Raw genomic sequence first — 16,140 nt, forward strand, 5'->3', positions numbered from 1 at the left:
TCTGCTAAGGGTTAAACTTTTGCTTTAATTTTCTGATGCCTTGCGCCAGATGCTTATAAACTGCCACTTCGCTGATGCCCAATTCCGTAGCAATCTCCCGATATTTCAGTTTCTGCCGAAAACGGAGATCGAGTACCTTGCGGGTTTGTGGCGTGAGTTCAGTATCCATATAAGCCAGAATTGCTTCGTATTTGTCGGTTTCCCTGTCTATTTCGGCAATCGCTGCTTCCAGGGGAAGTATCGAAGGCGAAGTATCGGCTTTCAGGAGATGATGAACCCGGTCTTTCATCTTCTGTCGGCTCAACAGGTTGAGGCATTTATGGCGCACACACACCAGAAGGTAGCTCCCGGCGTTAGTGGAAGGCAGGGGCGAATCGCTGGTTATAGTCTCGTTATCAAGACCCAGTTGAGTCTTTCCGTCGAGCACATCGGCAAAGACTTCGCTCACCACATCCTTGCTGGCTGCATCATCCTTCAGAAGTACCCTGGCCAATTGGTACATCCTCAGATAATGCTGCCGGAAGAGCTGTTCTATCGTTTCTTTGTTTATTTGCATTACTTTATTTTCTTTTGCCTATATTACAATCGAATTTTAATTTTCCTAACCCTTAGCAGAATATTTTTTAATGCAAATTTTTAAAACGTCAAAATTAACCTATCGGACTTGCTCCTTCTTCAGATGCTTATAAAGCCACAGGAAGGCGGGAATGAGGAAGAGATCTGCCATAACCCACGCCACAGGGTCGCCGAAGCAGACACCCGTCCATGCCAGGGCAGGCACCAGCCAGAGACTCACGCCGCATCTCGCTATCATTTCCATTACGCCACTCATCATCGAGAGATTGCTGTAACCCAACCCCTGGATGCTGTATCTCAGGATGGTGAGCAAACCTAAACAAGGATAGAAATAGTTGGCGATGCGCATAAACTGGGCAGCATAAGTCACCACTTCTGCCTCGCCCTTATCCACGAAGAGCATCATCATCTCGTCGGCAAACGGATAGATGAGCAGGAAGGTGAAGACGAAATAAACCACCATCATCCTGATGGCAGCCCTTACGCCCTGACCGATCCGTTCCAACTTCTGAGCGCCTAAGTTCTGACCGCAATAGGTAGCCATCGCCACTCCGATGTTCTCGAATACGCAGGTAAAGAGATATTTGATGCGCATAGAGGCAGTAAATGCTGCCACATAAACCGTTCCTAAGGCGTTGTTGGCACTCTGCAGCATGATGAGGCCGATGGCGGTAATCGAGAACTGCAGGCCCATCGGAACACCGTTATTCAGCAGAATGCTAATCTTCTTGTTATCAAAAGTCCTTTCCTCACCCTTCGGAATCAGAATCTGCATCTTCTTTTTGATAAACCAGATACAGAGCAGCACGGAAATGCCCTGCGAAAGCCAGGTGGCAAAGCCTGCACCCTCTACACCTAACCCCATACCGAGAATGAGAATGGCATCAAGAATAATGTTGATAACGGAAGCTGTAATGAGGAAATAGAAAGGCTGTTTGGAGTTGCCTAAGGCACGAATCTGACCGGAGAGCAGATTGTAGGCGATGGAAAAAGGAATCGCCGCAAACTGCAGCATCAGGAAGATGTAGGCATCATCGAACACCTCCTTCGGTGTATTCACCAGGTGCAGAATCTTTCCGCAGAAGATGCAAGAAAGGAAGGTGATGACCACGGCAAACACCACGGCGATGCGGATACTGTTGCTCACGTAAGCCCGCATCTTGGCATAATCCTTGGCGCCGAAAGCCTGGGCGATAGGGATGGCAAAACCGGCACAGGAGCCGTTGCAGAAGCCCATGATGAGGAACATGATGGAGCTGGATGCGCCAACAGCCGCAAGAGCTTCCACGCCAATCCATCTTCCCACGATGGCGGCATCGATGATGAGGTACATCTGCTGAAGGATGTAACCCAAGATAAGTGGAATTGCAAATTTGATGATGGCTCGCAAAGGCGAGCCAACAGTCATGTCATTAGTTGAGTGCATCTCCTATTTTCTGTTTGATTTCTGCCATTTTGTTGCGGCGCTCGATGGAGAACGTATCTCCGTGGGCTTCCACATAATCAAAGAGCATGAACGCCTTGTTCAGGAGTTCATCTCTTGCGGGCTGCCCCACCATGTCAGCCTCGTGATAGTAGAGTTCGGCAAGCATGTCCATCTTGGAGAGTCGCTTCTCCTCGTCGGCAATTCCTGCCATTGCCTTCATCACATCCTCGATGGTGGCGATACTGTAGAAGGCGTAAGGACCCACGTATTGATTGTAGAGTTCCTTAATCTTCTCACGTCTCACCTCCACCTCTTTCTTTTCGAGCATTCTTTCGAGTGCCGCCATAAACTCGCGGATCAACCGCTGGATATAATCTCGTTGTAACATAATCTTATCTTTTTTCTTTTTTACACAAACTTTGTCCTTATTCATCATTATTGAGTCCCTCCACATACTCCCACAGTTTCTTGTAGAAAGGATGCTTCGTCATCGTGTCTTTATTGCCGAGGATGATGAGCTTCATGCGAGCTCTCGTCATCGCCACGTTCATGCGACGGAGGTCTTTCAGGAAACCAATCTGTCCTTCATCGTTGGAACGCACCAGGGAGATGAGAATCACATCGCGCTCCTGTCCCTGGAAACCATCCACCGTGTTGACGCTGATCAGGCGACGGTAAGGCTTGAAGAATTCATACTTCTTGATGAGTTTCTTGAGATACTGCACCTGGGCACGGTAAGGCGAAATGATGCCTACATCGATACTATCGCCCAACACACGTTGCTTGCCTATCTTCGTAAAGTATTCAGCTAAGGTCAGAAGGGTAAGTTCAGCTTCCGCCTTGTTGATACGCCCGAAACTTTCGCCCACAAACTGCTCCTTGTAAAGTGAAGAGTGATGAGTGAAGAGTGAAGAATTCTCTTGTCCTTCACTTAATTCCCCTTTGTTTTTGTTAGAAACATCATCAGAAGAGCTATTGAATTCTTCACTCTTCACTCTTCGTTCTTCACTTAATTCCCCCGTATCAATCCACGTTATCGGATGGTCGAAATCGAGAATGCTGCGATATTTGATTTGCGGCGCACTCTCCACCTGACCTCCATAAAACCAGTCGCTGGAGAATCGCATGATATCCTCGTTCATACGGTACTGTATCTTCAAGAGGGTCACTACCTCAGGCTTGTTTTCTGCAATACGCTCCATCAAGGTTTTGCCCAGTCCGGCTCTTAATGCCGCAATACTCTTCACCGTAGGCGGCAGCTGACAATGGTCGCCCGCTAAGATCACCCGGCTGGCTCTTCTCATCGGAATCCAACAGGCTGCCTCTAATGCCTGTGCAGCCTCGTCGATAAAGAGGGTGCCGAACTTCATGCCTTCCAGCAGACGATGAGCGGAACCCACAAGCGTACAGGCGATGACACGCGCCTCGCCAAAGAGTTCTGCATTAATACGGATTTCTATCTCGGCAGCACGGCTTCTCAGTCTGTCCATCTTCTGATGAAAGCTCTCGCTTCCTTTCTTGCGGTTAGAGCGCAATTCACGGATAGCCTTGCGTATCGCCCAGAGTTGCGGATAGTCGGGATGGCTTTCAAAACGACGCTCATAGGTAAAACCGAGCATCTTGTCGTTGACCCTTGTCGGATTGCCGATACGAAGCACGTTGATGCCTCTATCCACGAGTTTCTCTGAAATCCAATCCACCGCCATATTGCTCTGTGCACACACTAATACCTGGCTCTCCCTCATCAGGGTTTCATTAATGGCTTCTACCAGAGTCGTCGTCTTTCCCGTTCCCGGAGGTCCATGCACGATGGCCACATCCTTCGCCCAGAGCACCTCGTTCACGGCTCTTTCCTGGGTAGGATTAAGCCAAGGGAACTTCATGGGTTCAAAGGAAAACCTGCCTGCTTTCTGATGAGAATAGAAAAGATCTCGCAGATAAGCCAGACGGTTATTCTTTGCCTTCATCGTACGGTCGAGCGCTTCAAACATCAGTTTGTAACTCGTTTCATCGAAGGACAACTGCACGCCGATAGGTTCTTCTGTCTGCAAGTCAAGCAAGGAAACAGAATCAGGCACATTAATCACCATTCTGTCACCATCCACATAGCTGACCGTACCGGTAAAGGAAAAATATTTAATGCTCTTGGGATTGGAAGCAGAAGAGGAAGACGCTGCACCTTGAGACAAAGATATTGTGTTTTGAGATGAGGACATTGCACTTGGAGAGGAAGATGCTGCACTTTTGAATGAAGCATGGGAAGAAATTTCCCCTGGATGATTCTTGACCTGAAAGAACATGACAGGTCGTCCGAACTCAAAATTGTGGTCAATCTCCTCATCGGAGGTACGGAACACCTCTATGGATTTTTGATTGAGCGAATTATAGAAGCTTTTGCCTATACGTAGTGGAAACCAAGCGTCACCACGTTTCACCTTGCGTCGCATGCCGATTTGTTCCGTCAGTTTGCGAAAAGCCTCCTTTTCAGTATAATACTCCAACTGAAGAAGAGTGCGTTGCTGCAATAAAGCCTGTATAGGAGAAGTTTGTTCCATTTTTGATTCTTTACTTTTCAAATAAGTTATATATAGAGATAAAACGCATTTTTGGGGGAATTATTATTTGAAAGATTCGGATTTTTATGAAATAAACTTTTAAACTTTATAAAATAAGCAATGGATGTCTATGAGATAAATTGAAATAAGCAATGGATGTCCATGAGATAAAATGGCTTAGCATCAATCGAAACGAATGCGTTAAAGTTGGTTATTTTTATCCCGAGTGTGGCTATTATCAAATCAAAAGTCGTAATTTTGCACTTGAGAGCACAAAAAACGAGAAGGTTATTTCATAAAGTCAAAGAAGCGAGATGAAGAAAACTATCATTCTAAAAAATACAACTATCGGCTATCATTCGAGCGGTCAGAATCGAATAGTAGTCCAAAATATCAACGCCTCTCTGCAAAGTGGCGAACTCACCTGTCTGATAGGTGCGAATGGTACCGGTAAATCAACCTTGCTACGTACACTCTCAGCCTTCCAACCGCCTTTGGAAGGAGACATTCTCTTATCAGAAACTTCAGAATCTGATCATCTCCTATCCGTCAGCATGTTTTCCCAAAAACAACTGGCAAAATCCATCAGCGTAGTTCTAACCGCTCAAATGGACGACATCCATCTGAAGGTAGAAGAAATCATCGGCTTGGGGCGCTCTCCTTATTCTAATTTCTGGGGTTCACTCTCTCAGGAAGACCAGAAGATAGTGAACGAAGCCATTCATGAAGTAGGAATCCAACACCTCAGAGGTCGCATATTCAATACTTTAAGCGATGGAGAACGCCAGAAAGTAATGATAGCCAAAGCCTTAGCCCAGCAGACCCCCATTATCCTGCTGGACGAACCAACCGCCTTTCTTGATTTTCCAAGCAAGGTGGAAACCCTCCTCATGCTCAAGCGACTGGCCCATCAACTCCAGAAGTCTATCCTCATTTCTACTCATGATGTAGAAATCGCCCTGCAACTGGCAGACAAGATTTGGCTCATGGAGAAACTTTCAGCCAATCAGGAGAAAACAGAAAATCACGACGAAGAAGATCATCATGACAAGATAGAAGCAGGCAATTCCGTCTTATCCGTAGGAACTCCACAGGAATTGGCAGACAAGGGTGCACTCTCCCACTTCTTAGACACCCCGGAAATCACTTTCGACAAGAGAACCATGAGAATTCATTTTTCATGTAAATAATCGCATTCCATAACAATCACTTTATTCCATTTCTATCATCATATTTAAAGCTCTCATATCATACTTTTAGGCGAAAATAGTGCAAAAACTGACAAACAAGTGTATTTTTAACGATTAATGAACCTTTTTTAATGATTTCTATGCCTAATTTATATAAGATTTTTTATATCTTTGCAACCAGATATTAACAATCAGACGAAACACTAACTTAATAAAACACAACTGATGAATAAATTATTGACATTACTGTTGATGATGAATCTTTCCTGTCTATTATCAACAAGAGCCCAGGCTCCAATGGACGGAGGTGTATGGAAAGACAATACCGGCAAGCACATCAATGCGCATGGCGGCAACATCTTCAACTACAAAGGAACCTATTACTGGTATGGAGAAAGCCGTTCTGAAGATGGAAAACCTTACAGTTCGTTAGGCGTAAGCTGCTTTACCTCCAAAGACCTCAAAAACTGGACCAATCACGGACTCGTACTTCCTGTTTCCGAAGAACCGGGCAGCGACATCGAGGGCGGTTGCATCATCGAACGCCCAAAGGTTCTCTACAATCAGAAAACCAAGAAATTCGTGATGTGGATGCATCTGGAACTGAAAGGCAGAGGCTATGGAGCCGCACGCTATGCGATTGCAGTTAGCGACACTCCCTTCGGTCCATTCAAGTTTGTACGCTCTGGCAGAGTGAACCCAGGCATCTATCCTGTAGGCTTCGCAAAACCAGACACCACAGACCTCAAGCATCAGCTTCTCTTCCCTGAACTGAAGAACTGGTGGACTCCAGAATGGCGCAAGCAGATAGAGCGCGGAATGTTCTGGATGCGCGACTTCAATGAAGGACAGATGGCACGAGACATGACCATCTACGTAGATGATGACGGAAAAGCTTACCACATCTATTCCTCAGAGGACAACCTGACTTTACAGATTGCACAATTGACAGATGACTATATGGCTCACAACGGAAGCTACGTAAGAGTAGCTGCAGGTGGACAAAACGAAGCTCCAACTATCTTCAAGAAGAATAACACATATTGGATGATTACAAGCGGATGTACAGGATGGGATCCGAATGCAGCCCGCATGTTTAAGGCGAAAAACATCTATGGTCCTTGGGAACAGCTCCCTAACCCTTGCCGTGGCGAAGGAGCCAACAAGACCTTCGGCGGACAGGGCACCTATATATATAAGGTGGAAACTGCTGCCCAGAAGAAGATGTTTCATGGCGCCGAGTATGTTTTCATGGCAGATATCTGGAATCCGAAGCACCTGAGCGACAGCCGCCATCTTTGGATTCCTATCTCATGGGAAAACGATATGCCTGTTTTAAAGAAATAACAAAGAACTAACAAACACAACTATCTATGAATTATATATTTAAGACGATTACAATGACTATGCTTCTTGCACTTATCCCATTCATGGGGATAAGTGCCAAGAAGAAAGTGCAAAAGCAGAGCGACCGTGAATATTGGTGCTCGCTTGCCTACAAGATGGCACAACCTGTATTGGAAAACATGGCTAAGGGCGAGTTGCAGAAGAACATGCAGACTGAGTTCAGTCCCAGCTTCGACAACCGCAACAAGAAGGTGCTCTATATGGAGTGCTTCGGCAGACTGATGGCTGGCGTGGCTCCTTGGCTCACCCTTCCTGATGATGCTACTGCCGAGGGCAAGCAGCGCAAGCAGTTGCGTGAATGGGCGTTGGCTTCTTATAAGAATGCCGTTGATCCTCAGAATCCTGACTATCTCTGCTGGGGCATCGGCGGTCAGAACCTGGTAGATGCAGCCTATATCGCAGAAAGTTTCCTCCGTGCTTACGATACACTCTGGAAGCCTCTCGATGAGGTGACCAAGAAGCGATACCTGAAGGAGTTTGCTAAGCTTCGCCACATCGACCCTCCTTATACCAACTGGTTGCTCTTCTCTTCAACCATCGAGAGTTTCATGGCGAAGGCGGGTGGCGATTTCGATGAATACCGCGTCAATTCTGCCTGCCGCAAGGTAGAGGAGTGGTATGTAGGTGATGGCTGGTATGCTGACGGTCCTGTATTCGCTTTCGATTACTACAGCAGCTATGTGTTCCATCCTATGTATCTGGAAACTCTCCAGGCGATGGTAGATGCCAAGGTGAATTCCCGTCTCGACTATCAGAAGTATTATGACAGAGAATTGAAGCGTTGTCAGAAGTACAGCATCATTCTCGAAAGATTCATCTCTCCTGAGGGAACTTTCCCGGCATTCGGAAGAAGTATTCCTTACCGTATGGCTACGATGCAGCCGCTGGCTTTGATGGCATGGTATCAGAAACTGCCTAAGGACTTGAGCAACGGACAGGTACGTGCTGCCCTCACCAAGGTACTCCATCGCATGTTCGACCAGGAGAACAACTTCAATGAGAAGGGTTATCTCTCTATCGGTTTCTGTGGAAACAGCCAGAAGAACGTTGCCGACTGGTACACCAACAACGGTTCGCTCTATATGACAACTCTCGCCTTCATGCCTCTCGGCTTGCCTGCCGATCACCCATTCTGGACAGATGCAGCTCAGCCTTGGACTCAGGTGAAGGCATGGAGCAATCAGCAGTTCCCTAAGGATCATCAGTGGAAGGACGAGATTGTCACCAAGGACAAGTGGTAATTTTATAATGAGAAATTACAAATGACAAATTAGAAATGTTCAAATGCAGTATAGCTGCCGGTCATTTCTCATTTGTAATTTCTCATTTCTCATTATAATAACCATTTCTCATTTCTAATTTGTAATTTTAAAAATGAACAAGATAATAATGATGATGGCTGCTGCAACCTTAGCTTTGCCTCTGAGCGCAGCACAGCCAGCCAAGAAGACCGCTAAGGTCAAGAAACAGAATAAGAAGGAAGTGAAGGCTACCAGAAAATGGGACCACGAACAAGTAGTGGAACTCATCAAGAAGGTGAACAACTACTGGCAGACCAATAATAAGGCAGAGGTTCGCGCTTTCTGGGATAATGCTGCTTATCATACAGGCAACATGGAGGTTTACAAGATGCTCAAAGACCAGAAGATGCTCGACTACTCTATCCGCTGGGCTGAACACAACGACTGGACCGGCGCAAGAGAGGCTAATCCTGCCAAATGGAAATACAAACCATACGGCGAGGGGAAAGAGCACGTGCTCTTCGGCGACTGGCAAATCTGCTTCCAGACTTACATCGACCTCTATAACATCGAGGCCGCCAAGGGGAATGCAGAAGCTTCTGAATTTATGGTAAAACGCGCCAAAGAGGTAATGCACTACGAGGCTTACTCTGAACCTACAGATTACTGGTGGTGGAGCGATGCCCTCTATATGGTAATGCCGGTAATGACCAAGATGTACAAGTTGACTGGCGATACCAAATATCTCGACAAGCTCTACGACAATCTCCTCACTACCGACGAGATCATGCTTGACAAGGAGACCAACCTCTACTTCCGTGACGGCAAGTATGTCTATCCTAAGCACAAGAGTGCCAACGGAAAGAAAGACTTCTGGGCTCGTGGCGACGGATGGGTTCTTGCCGGTCTGGCTAAGGTGCTCCAGGATATGCCTAAGGACTACAAGCACTACCAGTTCTTCGTAGATAAATTCCAGAAATTAGCTAAGGCTGTGGCAGAAATCCAGCAGCCAGAGGGTTACTGGACCCGTTCTATGATGGACCCAGAACATGCTCCAGGTCCTGAAACCAGCGGTACTGCCTTCTTTACCTATGGTATGCTTTGGGGTGTAAACAACGGATTCTTAGTCAAGAAAGAATACAAGAAGACCATCGAACGCGCCTGGACCTATCTCACAGAGACCGCCGTTCAGGAAGATGGCAAGGTGGGCTACGTACAGCCTATCGGCGAGCGTGCCATCCCAGGACAAACCGTTGATGCCAATTCTCAGGCTAACTTCGGAGTGGGCGCTATGCTCCTCGTAGCTTGCGAATACGACAAGTATCTGGCTACGAAATAAACAACATTTCTAATAATAAAACCAACCTATAATTATGAGACAAAGACTTTTCATTACATTAGGTATGGCAAGTTTGGCAATGGCAACCTTTGGTATGAAGAAACCGAAGGCTGCCATTAAACCGTTGAATGCGGCGACAGTCCAACAACCAAGCTATACCGAATGGCACGACCTGCAGGTGAATGCCATCAATCGCTTTCCATTACACACCAACTTCTTCACCTATTCCCCAGAGGATATGGTCTATGAAGAGGGTGGCAAACTGGTAAGCAGAGATTTGGCTCAAGTCAACAAGACCATGAGCAAGAATTATCTGTCATTGGAAGGAACATGGAAATTCAACTGGGTAGAGAATGCCGACCAGCGCCCTACCGATTTCTACAAGGTTGACCTTGACGACTCCAACTGGAAGCCAATCATCGTACCTGGCAACTGGGAAATGTATGGCTACGGAGTTCCTGAATACGTAAATGTGGGCTTCGGATGGCGCGGACATTTCGATGAGCAACCTCCTGCAGTTCCTACCAAGGACAACCACGTAGGTTCTTACCGCCGCATCATCAATATTCCAGAAAACTGGGATGGCAAGCAGGTAGTTGCCCACTTCGGTAGCGTTACTTCCAACATCTATCTCTACGTAAATGGCAAGTTTGCCGGTTATGCAGAAGACAGTAAGATAGCAGCCGAATTCGACATCACTCCATACTTGAAGAAGGGCAAGAACCTCATCGCTTTCCAGACATTCCGCTGGTGTGACGGTTCATGGGATGAAGACCAGGACTTCTGGCGTCTGAGTGGTGTGGCTCGCGAATGCTATCTCTTCGCTCGTGATGCAAAATTGCAACTGGAAGATGTGCGCGTGACACCAGACCTCGTCAACAACTACAAGGATGGCGTACTCCATATCTCTACCAAGGTTAAGGGAACAGGCAAACTGAACTTCATTCTCTTCGACAAAGAGGGCAAGCAGGTGGCTACAGCTACAGGCTTGGCAAAGAACGGAACAGCCGACATTACGATGAACGTAGAGAATCCACACAAGTGGAATGCAGAGACACCTTATTTATATACCCTTCAGGTTTCCCTCTCAAGTGCGCTGAAGAATGGCAACGAGAAATCAGCAAGCATCACTCCTGTAAAGGTAGGTTTCCGCAAGGTGGAAATCAAGAACAAGCAATTCCTCGTGAATGGCCAGCCTGTACTCATCAAGGGTGCCAACCGTCATGAAATCGACCCAGACGGCGGATATGTAGTAAGCTTGGAACGCATGATTCAGGACATCAAGATCATGAAGCGCCTGAACATCAACGCCGTTCGTACCTGCCACTATCCTGATGACCCACGCTGGTATGATCTCTGCGACGAATACGGAATCTACCTCGTAGCAGAAGCCAACCAGGAGAGCCACGGTTTCCAGTATGGCGATGATGCAGCTGCCAAGAAGCCGATGTTTGCCAAGCAGATTATGGAGCGCAACCAGCATAATGTCTCTATCTACTTCAATCATCCTTCTGTTGTGACATGGAGTTTGGGTAATGAGACCGTGATGGGCGACAATTTCCTCCAGGCTTACAAGTGGATAAAATCACAGGACCAGAGCCGCCCAGTACAGTATGAGCAGGCCCGCCAGGGAGAAGGCACAGACATCTTCTGCCCAATGTATTATCCTGTAAAGAACTGCGAGAATTACTGCAAGAACCCAAATAGCAAGATGCCGCTCATACAATGCGAGTACAACCATACGATGGGTAACTCTGGCGGTAATCTGAAAGAATACTGGGATCTGGTACGCAAATATCCTATCTTCCAAGGTGGTTTCGACTGGGATTTCGTGGATCAGGGCTTGCATCGCAGCATCATGATTCCGATGAAGGTAAAACCAGAATTGCTGACCAATGAGCAGCTCCGACAGATAGAATATACTTATGGTGGCGACTACAACAGTTACGACCCAAGCGACAACAACTTCAACTGCAACGGAATTGTAGGTCCAGACCGCCAGCTCAATCCTCATGCCTACGAGGTGGCTTACCAGTACCAGAACATCTGGGCTACCCTGAAGGATGCAGCTAAGGGCGAAGTGAACGTGTATAACGAAAACTTCTTCCGCGATCTGAGCAACTATGCTTTGGCATGGAGCCTCATCGAAGATGGTGTGGAGACACAGAACGGTACCATCGCCGACATCGACGTAGCCCCTCATCAGACCAAGACCTTCACCCTCCCTTACGACCTCACCCAGGCAAAGGGCAAGGAGATTTTCCTCAACATCGACTTCCGCCTGAAGAAGGCTGAACCGCTGATGGAAGCAGGACAGATTGTTGCCTACAACCAGCTGGTGGTAAAGGCTAAGAAGTGCGACAAGTCATGTGCAGCCAACCAGGCAGAGACAGGCAAGGTAAAGAATGTAAAGACCAAGTTTACAGACAAGAAGGACGAACAGGATATTACCGTTTCAACAGCCGACCTGACAGTAAAGGTAAACCGCACAACCGGTCTTATCTCTGAATACACCTATCAGGGCAAGTCATTCCTCGGCGAAGGCGGCACCTTGAAGCCAAACTTCTGGCGTGCTCCTACAGATAACGACATGGGTGCAGGATTCCAGAAGAAATTCAAGGCATGGAAGAACCCTAAGTTGGAATTGAGCGGAATTACCGTAGAGAAGAACAAGAAGGCCAATAACTATACCATCTGCGCCAACTACAATATGCCAGAGGTAATGGGCAAGCTGGAACTGATCTATCAGATTATGGCAAACACAGGTGCCGTAAAGGTGACCGAGAACTTCATCGCTACAGAAGGCGAGAAAGTAAGCGATCTCTTCCGCTTCGGTATGCTGATGCAGTTGCCATACGAAATGGACAAGAGCCAGTACTACGGCCGTGGCCCTATCGAAAACTACTCCGACCGTGAGGACTGCATGAAGATAGGTATCTACAGCAACGATGCAGACAACCAGTATTTCCCATACATCCGCCCACAGGAAAGTGGAACCAAGGGCGATATCCGTTGGTGGAAACAGACTGACGCTGCAGGCTTCGGATTCATGGTCAAGAACTGCAAGCCATTCTATGCAAGTGCCCTCCACTTCGATACAGACGAGTTGGATGATGGCGATGAGAAAGATCAGCGCCACAGTTTCAACCTGAAGAAGTCAAAATACACCAACCTCTTCCTCGATGGCGAGCACATGGGTGTAGGCGGCGAGAACTCTTGGGGCGCATGGCCTTTGGAGAAATACCGCATTCATTATGGCGACAAGACTTTCTGTTTTGCCATTATCCCATTGAGCAAATAGGAAAGAACCTGTTAGATTGAGGCTCATCAGACAAAAAAATAGAGCTTATGAGCAATAATCCAACATATTTAATCAGAAAGTCCACCCCATTTGGAGTGGATTTTCTGTATCTTTGCAAACGCATTAAGCAATACAACTTAATTATTCAATAAGAATATCACAAAATAAGAATAAACCTAAAAATAAACAACGTAAACATGAGAAAAACGAATATCTTCGCTGCCCTTATGCTGGCAGCCATGACTTCGCTCGGTGCTTCAGCACAGCATCAGTTTGCAGTTCAGGCAAACAAGCCTGGAGTAGAAATCCAACCTACCATGTATGGTATCTTCTTCGAGGACATCAACTTTGGTGCAGATGGCGGTCTCTATGCAGAGATGGTAGAAAACCGTTCCTTCGAATTTCCACAAAGACTGATGGGATGGAACACCTTCGGAAATGTGACTGTAAGTGATGTAAAACCAGCCTTCGACCGCAACCCTCACTATGTTACGCTCGAAGCTTCTGGTGCACGCGAAAAACAGACTGGACTTGAGAACCGCGGCTTCTTCGGCATGGGCTTGAAGAAGGACATGAAATACGACTTCACAGTCTATGCACGCCTTCATCTTCTGAACGGCAAGCAGACCAAGATTCGTGTAGAACTGGTCAACTCAAACAATAACGTAATTGCCAAGCAGAGCATTACCATCACCAATAACAAGTGGCAGAAATATACCACCACCCTTACCTCTCCACAGACAGATGCCAAGGGTCTGATGCGCGTATATCTGGAGAGCGGAGAGAGCGTGGATCTCGATCATATTTCTCTCTTCCCACAGGACAACTGGAATGGACTCCGTGCCGACCTGGTACAAGACCTCTCAGATTTGCATCCAGGTGTATTCCGTTTCCCTGGCGGTTGTATCGTAGAAGGAACAGACCTCGAAACCCGTTACGAATGGAAGAACTCAGTAGGTGCTCCAGAGAACCGTCCGCTCAACGAGAACCGCTGGAACTACACCTTCCCTCATCGTCTCTATCCAAACTATTATCAGACATACGGATTGGGATTCTATGAGTACTTCCTCCTTTCAGAGAAAATCGGAGCCGATCCGCTACCAATCCTTTCAGTAGGTCTGTCTTGCCAGTATCAGAATAGCGATAACGACAAGAATGCCCATGTAGCCGTAGATCAGCTTCAGAGCTACATCGACGATGCCCTCGACCTGATAGAGTTTGCCAATGGTCCTGTAACCTCCAAGTGGGGTAAGCTCCGTGCAGATATGGGTCATCCAGCACCATTCAACCTCAAGCAGATAGGTATCGGAAACGAGCAATGGGGACCTCTCTACCCAGAGCGTCTTCAGAAGTTCATGGAGCAGATTCATGCCAAGTATCCAAAGATCAAGATCTGCGGATCATCAGGTCCATCAGCCGACGGCAAGGATTTCGACTACGGTTGGGAGCAGATGCGCAAGTTAGGCGTTGACATGGTAGATGAGCACTATTACAAGAGTCCAGACTGGTTCCGCAGTAATGCAGGCCGTTATGACAATTACGACCGCAAGGGTCCTAAGGTATTTGCCGGCGAGTATGCAGCCCATGCCAAGCATGATCCAAACTCATGGGAGGCAGCCCTCTCAGAGGCAGCCTTCATGACAGGTTTAGAGCGTAATGCAGACGTGGTTTACCAGGCAACCTATGCCCCACTCTTCGCTCATGTAGAAGGCTGGCAATGGCGTCCGGACCTCATCTGGTTTGACAATCTGACTTCCGTACGTTCAGCCAACTATTATGTTCAGCAGCTCTATGGTCTCAACAAGGGAACCCATGTATTGTCACTCACAGAGAATGGCAAGACTGTGAAGGGCGAAAACGGCCTTTATGCAACCGCTTGTTTCGACAAACATACTAAGAGTTACATCGTCAAGATTGCCAATACCTCAAATGAGGAGAAGGAAATCACAGTCACCTTCAACGGTTTGAAGAAGCTTAAAGCTGGCAAGGTAACCGTTCTCCATGCCGATGATATTCAGGCAGAGAACAAGATAGACCATAAGAATGCCGTCGTGCCAGTAACCTCAGACGTTCAGGCAAACGGCAACGTCTTGAATGTGAAGATGAAAGCAAACAGCTTTGTAGTATATAGATTCTAAGACAGTCTATTGTATATGGATTTAAAGTTTTAGTTTTTAAGTTTATATAGTATATTACCATATAAGGTAGAAAGATGACGAATCCCTTGCAGCAGAAATGTTGCAAGGGATTTTTCTTCACTAAAACGATGACTTGTTTTTATCAACGGCTTCTCAATAGGGATAATGCATAGAGAGGTAGTATGGTGACATGCCTTATGGCTTCATCGTAACTCTTTGAATAACAGGCGCAAATATAGCGAAAATACTCAAATCCGAGAAATAAATCGCATTAAAATACTCAAATCCGAGAAATAATCGGCGGTAAAATACTCAAATCCGAGAAATAATATGCGTGAATCAATCTTTGTCCCAAAGTTTTTTGAATGTTCGAAATGCGTGTGTGATGATAGTAACATCACGATTTCGCTCCTGAAAACCTATATATTTGAGCTTAAAAATAAGGGGTTTTAGTGAAAAAATCCGCAGCTTTGAGCTCTTAAGTGAAAGAATAAGCCGAAAAAACGCTCCATAAATAGGGATTTCTTATCATAGTATAAATACACAATAATAGGTCCCTCTCTAATTTACGTATTACTGCCTATGGTTGATTCAACTCCCATGAGTTAGGATTTATAAGTCACTCATAATAAAGTACTTAACTCTGACACTTGGGGGTAATTCTAATTCGCTCTATATGTTTATCAGCATCTAAAATGTTCCGTATTTCATATCTTTTTGGAAAGATAATAAATCTTTTATATAATATCGAATTTTATTATTTTTTTAACGTAAAAGCAGAAAAATAGCTATTTGGGGGGTATAAGAAGTCCAATTTTGATGGCAAAACATCCATTTTAGACCTTAATTCCGCAACACTATAGTTTAACATTATTTATAAGTGCCTGAGCAACAAAAAGTTGCCCAGGATTTTGCCATGTCAGAATTTTCACTTACCTTAGTGTTGCGAAAAGAAGACAAGCAAAAC

10 protein-coding genes are annotated in these 16,140 nt (G+C 46.3%); 6 read left to right on the forward strand and 4 right to left on the reverse strand.

Annotated features, from left to right (window positions below; all coding sequences use genetic code 11):
* Positions 1–4 precede the first annotated feature (4 nt).
* The 4 genes from EXN75_RS13495 to EXN75_RS13510 form a co-directional block, all read right to left on the reverse strand.
* Positions 5–556: a sigma-70 family RNA polymerase sigma factor gene (locus tag EXN75_RS13495; RefSeq protein WP_134844199.1), complete on the reverse strand. Its 552-nt coding sequence runs from the start codon at positions 554–556 to the stop codon at positions 5–7.
* Between the two features lie 99 nt (positions 557–655).
* Positions 656–2,002, reverse strand: coding sequence for an MATE family efflux transporter (locus EXN75_RS13500; RefSeq protein WP_134844200.1), 1,347 nt, complete (start codon positions 2,000–2,002; stop codon positions 656–658).
* Positions 1,989–2,390 carry a hypothetical protein gene (locus tag EXN75_RS13505; RefSeq protein WP_134844201.1) on the reverse strand — a complete coding sequence of 134 codons (402 nt, stop codon included), beginning with the start codon at positions 2,388–2,390 and terminating at the stop codon, positions 1,989–1,991. The genes EXN75_RS13500 and EXN75_RS13505 overlap by 14 nt, the downstream gene beginning before the upstream one ends.
* Before the next feature lie 37 nt (positions 2,391–2,427).
* Positions 2,428–4,557: an AAA domain-containing protein gene (locus tag EXN75_RS13510; protein ID WP_134844202.1), complete on the reverse strand. Its 2,130-nt coding sequence runs from the start codon at positions 4,555–4,557 to the stop codon at positions 2,428–2,430.
* A gap of 314 nt (positions 4,558–4,871) precedes the next feature.
* Here EXN75_RS13510 and EXN75_RS13515 point away from each other — a divergent pair, with 314 nt between their 5' ends.
* From EXN75_RS13515 to EXN75_RS13540, 6 genes are all read left to right on the forward strand, one after another.
* Positions 4,872–5,747, forward strand: coding sequence for an ABC transporter ATP-binding protein (locus EXN75_RS13515; RefSeq protein ID WP_134844203.1), 876 nt, complete (start codon positions 4,872–4,874; stop codon positions 5,745–5,747).
* Between the two features lie 225 nt (positions 5,748–5,972).
* A complete protein-coding gene (locus tag EXN75_RS13520; protein ID WP_134844204.1) occupies positions 5,973–7,094 on the forward strand; it encodes a glycoside hydrolase family 43 protein in 1,122 nt (373 codons plus the stop codon).
* Between the two features lie 26 nt (positions 7,095–7,120).
* A complete protein-coding gene (locus EXN75_RS13525; RefSeq protein ID WP_187349097.1) occupies positions 7,121–8,395 on the forward strand; it encodes a DUF2264 domain-containing protein in 1,275 nt (424 codons plus the stop codon).
* A gap of 133 nt (positions 8,396–8,528) precedes the next feature.
* Positions 8,529–9,734 (forward strand): glycoside hydrolase family 88/105 protein, encoded by a 1,206-nt coding sequence (locus tag EXN75_RS13530; protein WP_246031406.1) that lies wholly within the window; start codon positions 8,529–8,531, stop codon positions 9,732–9,734.
* Positions 9,735–9,768: 34 nt separating this feature from the next.
* Positions 9,769–13,035: a glycoside hydrolase family 2 TIM barrel-domain containing protein gene (locus EXN75_RS13535; protein WP_134844205.1), complete on the forward strand. Its 3,267-nt coding sequence runs from the start codon at positions 9,769–9,771 to the stop codon at positions 13,033–13,035.
* 197 nt (positions 13,036–13,232) lie between these two features.
* Positions 13,233–15,173, forward strand: a complete 1,941-nt coding sequence (locus EXN75_RS13540; protein WP_134844206.1) for an alpha-L-arabinofuranosidase C-terminal domain-containing protein — start codon at positions 13,233–13,235, stop codon at positions 15,171–15,173.
* Positions 15,174–16,140 lie beyond the last annotated feature (967 nt).

The organism is Segatella hominis (assembly GCF_004535825.1).
GTDB lineage: Bacteria > Bacteroidota > Bacteroidia > Bacteroidales > Bacteroidaceae > Prevotella > Prevotella hominis.

Bases quoted from the DNA above. Each gene is read 5' to 3' on its own strand.
- EXN75_RS13495 (WP_134844199.1), bottom strand. From the start codon at position 556: ATGCAAATAAACAAAGAAACGATAGAACAGCTCTTCCGGCAGCATTAT.
- EXN75_RS13500 (WP_134844200.1), bottom strand. From the start codon at position 2,002: ATGCACTCAACTAATGACATGACTGTTGGCTCGCCTTTGCGAGCCATC.
- EXN75_RS13505 (WP_134844201.1), bottom strand. From the start codon at position 2,390: ATGTTACAACGAGATTATATCCAGCGGTTGATCCGCGAGTTTATGGCG.
- EXN75_RS13510 (WP_134844202.1), bottom strand. From the start codon at position 4,557: ATGGAACAAACTTCTCCTATACAGGCTTTATTGCAGCAACGCACTCTT.
- EXN75_RS13515 (WP_134844203.1), top strand. From the start codon at position 4,872: ATGAAGAAAACTATCATTCTAAAAAATACAACTATCGGCTATCATTCG.
- EXN75_RS13520 (WP_134844204.1), top strand. From the start codon at position 5,973: ATGAATAAATTATTGACATTACTGTTGATGATGAATCTTTCCTGTCTA.
- EXN75_RS13525 (WP_187349097.1), top strand. From the start codon at position 7,121: ATGAATTATATATTTAAGACGATTACAATGACTATGCTTCTTGCACTT.
- EXN75_RS13530 (WP_246031406.1), top strand. From the start codon at position 8,529: ATGAACAAGATAATAATGATGATGGCTGCTGCAACCTTAGCTTTGCCT.
- EXN75_RS13535 (WP_134844205.1), top strand. From the start codon at position 9,769: ATGAGACAAAGACTTTTCATTACATTAGGTATGGCAAGTTTGGCAATG.
- EXN75_RS13540 (WP_134844206.1), top strand. From the start codon at position 13,233: ATGAGAAAAACGAATATCTTCGCTGCCCTTATGCTGGCAGCCATGACT.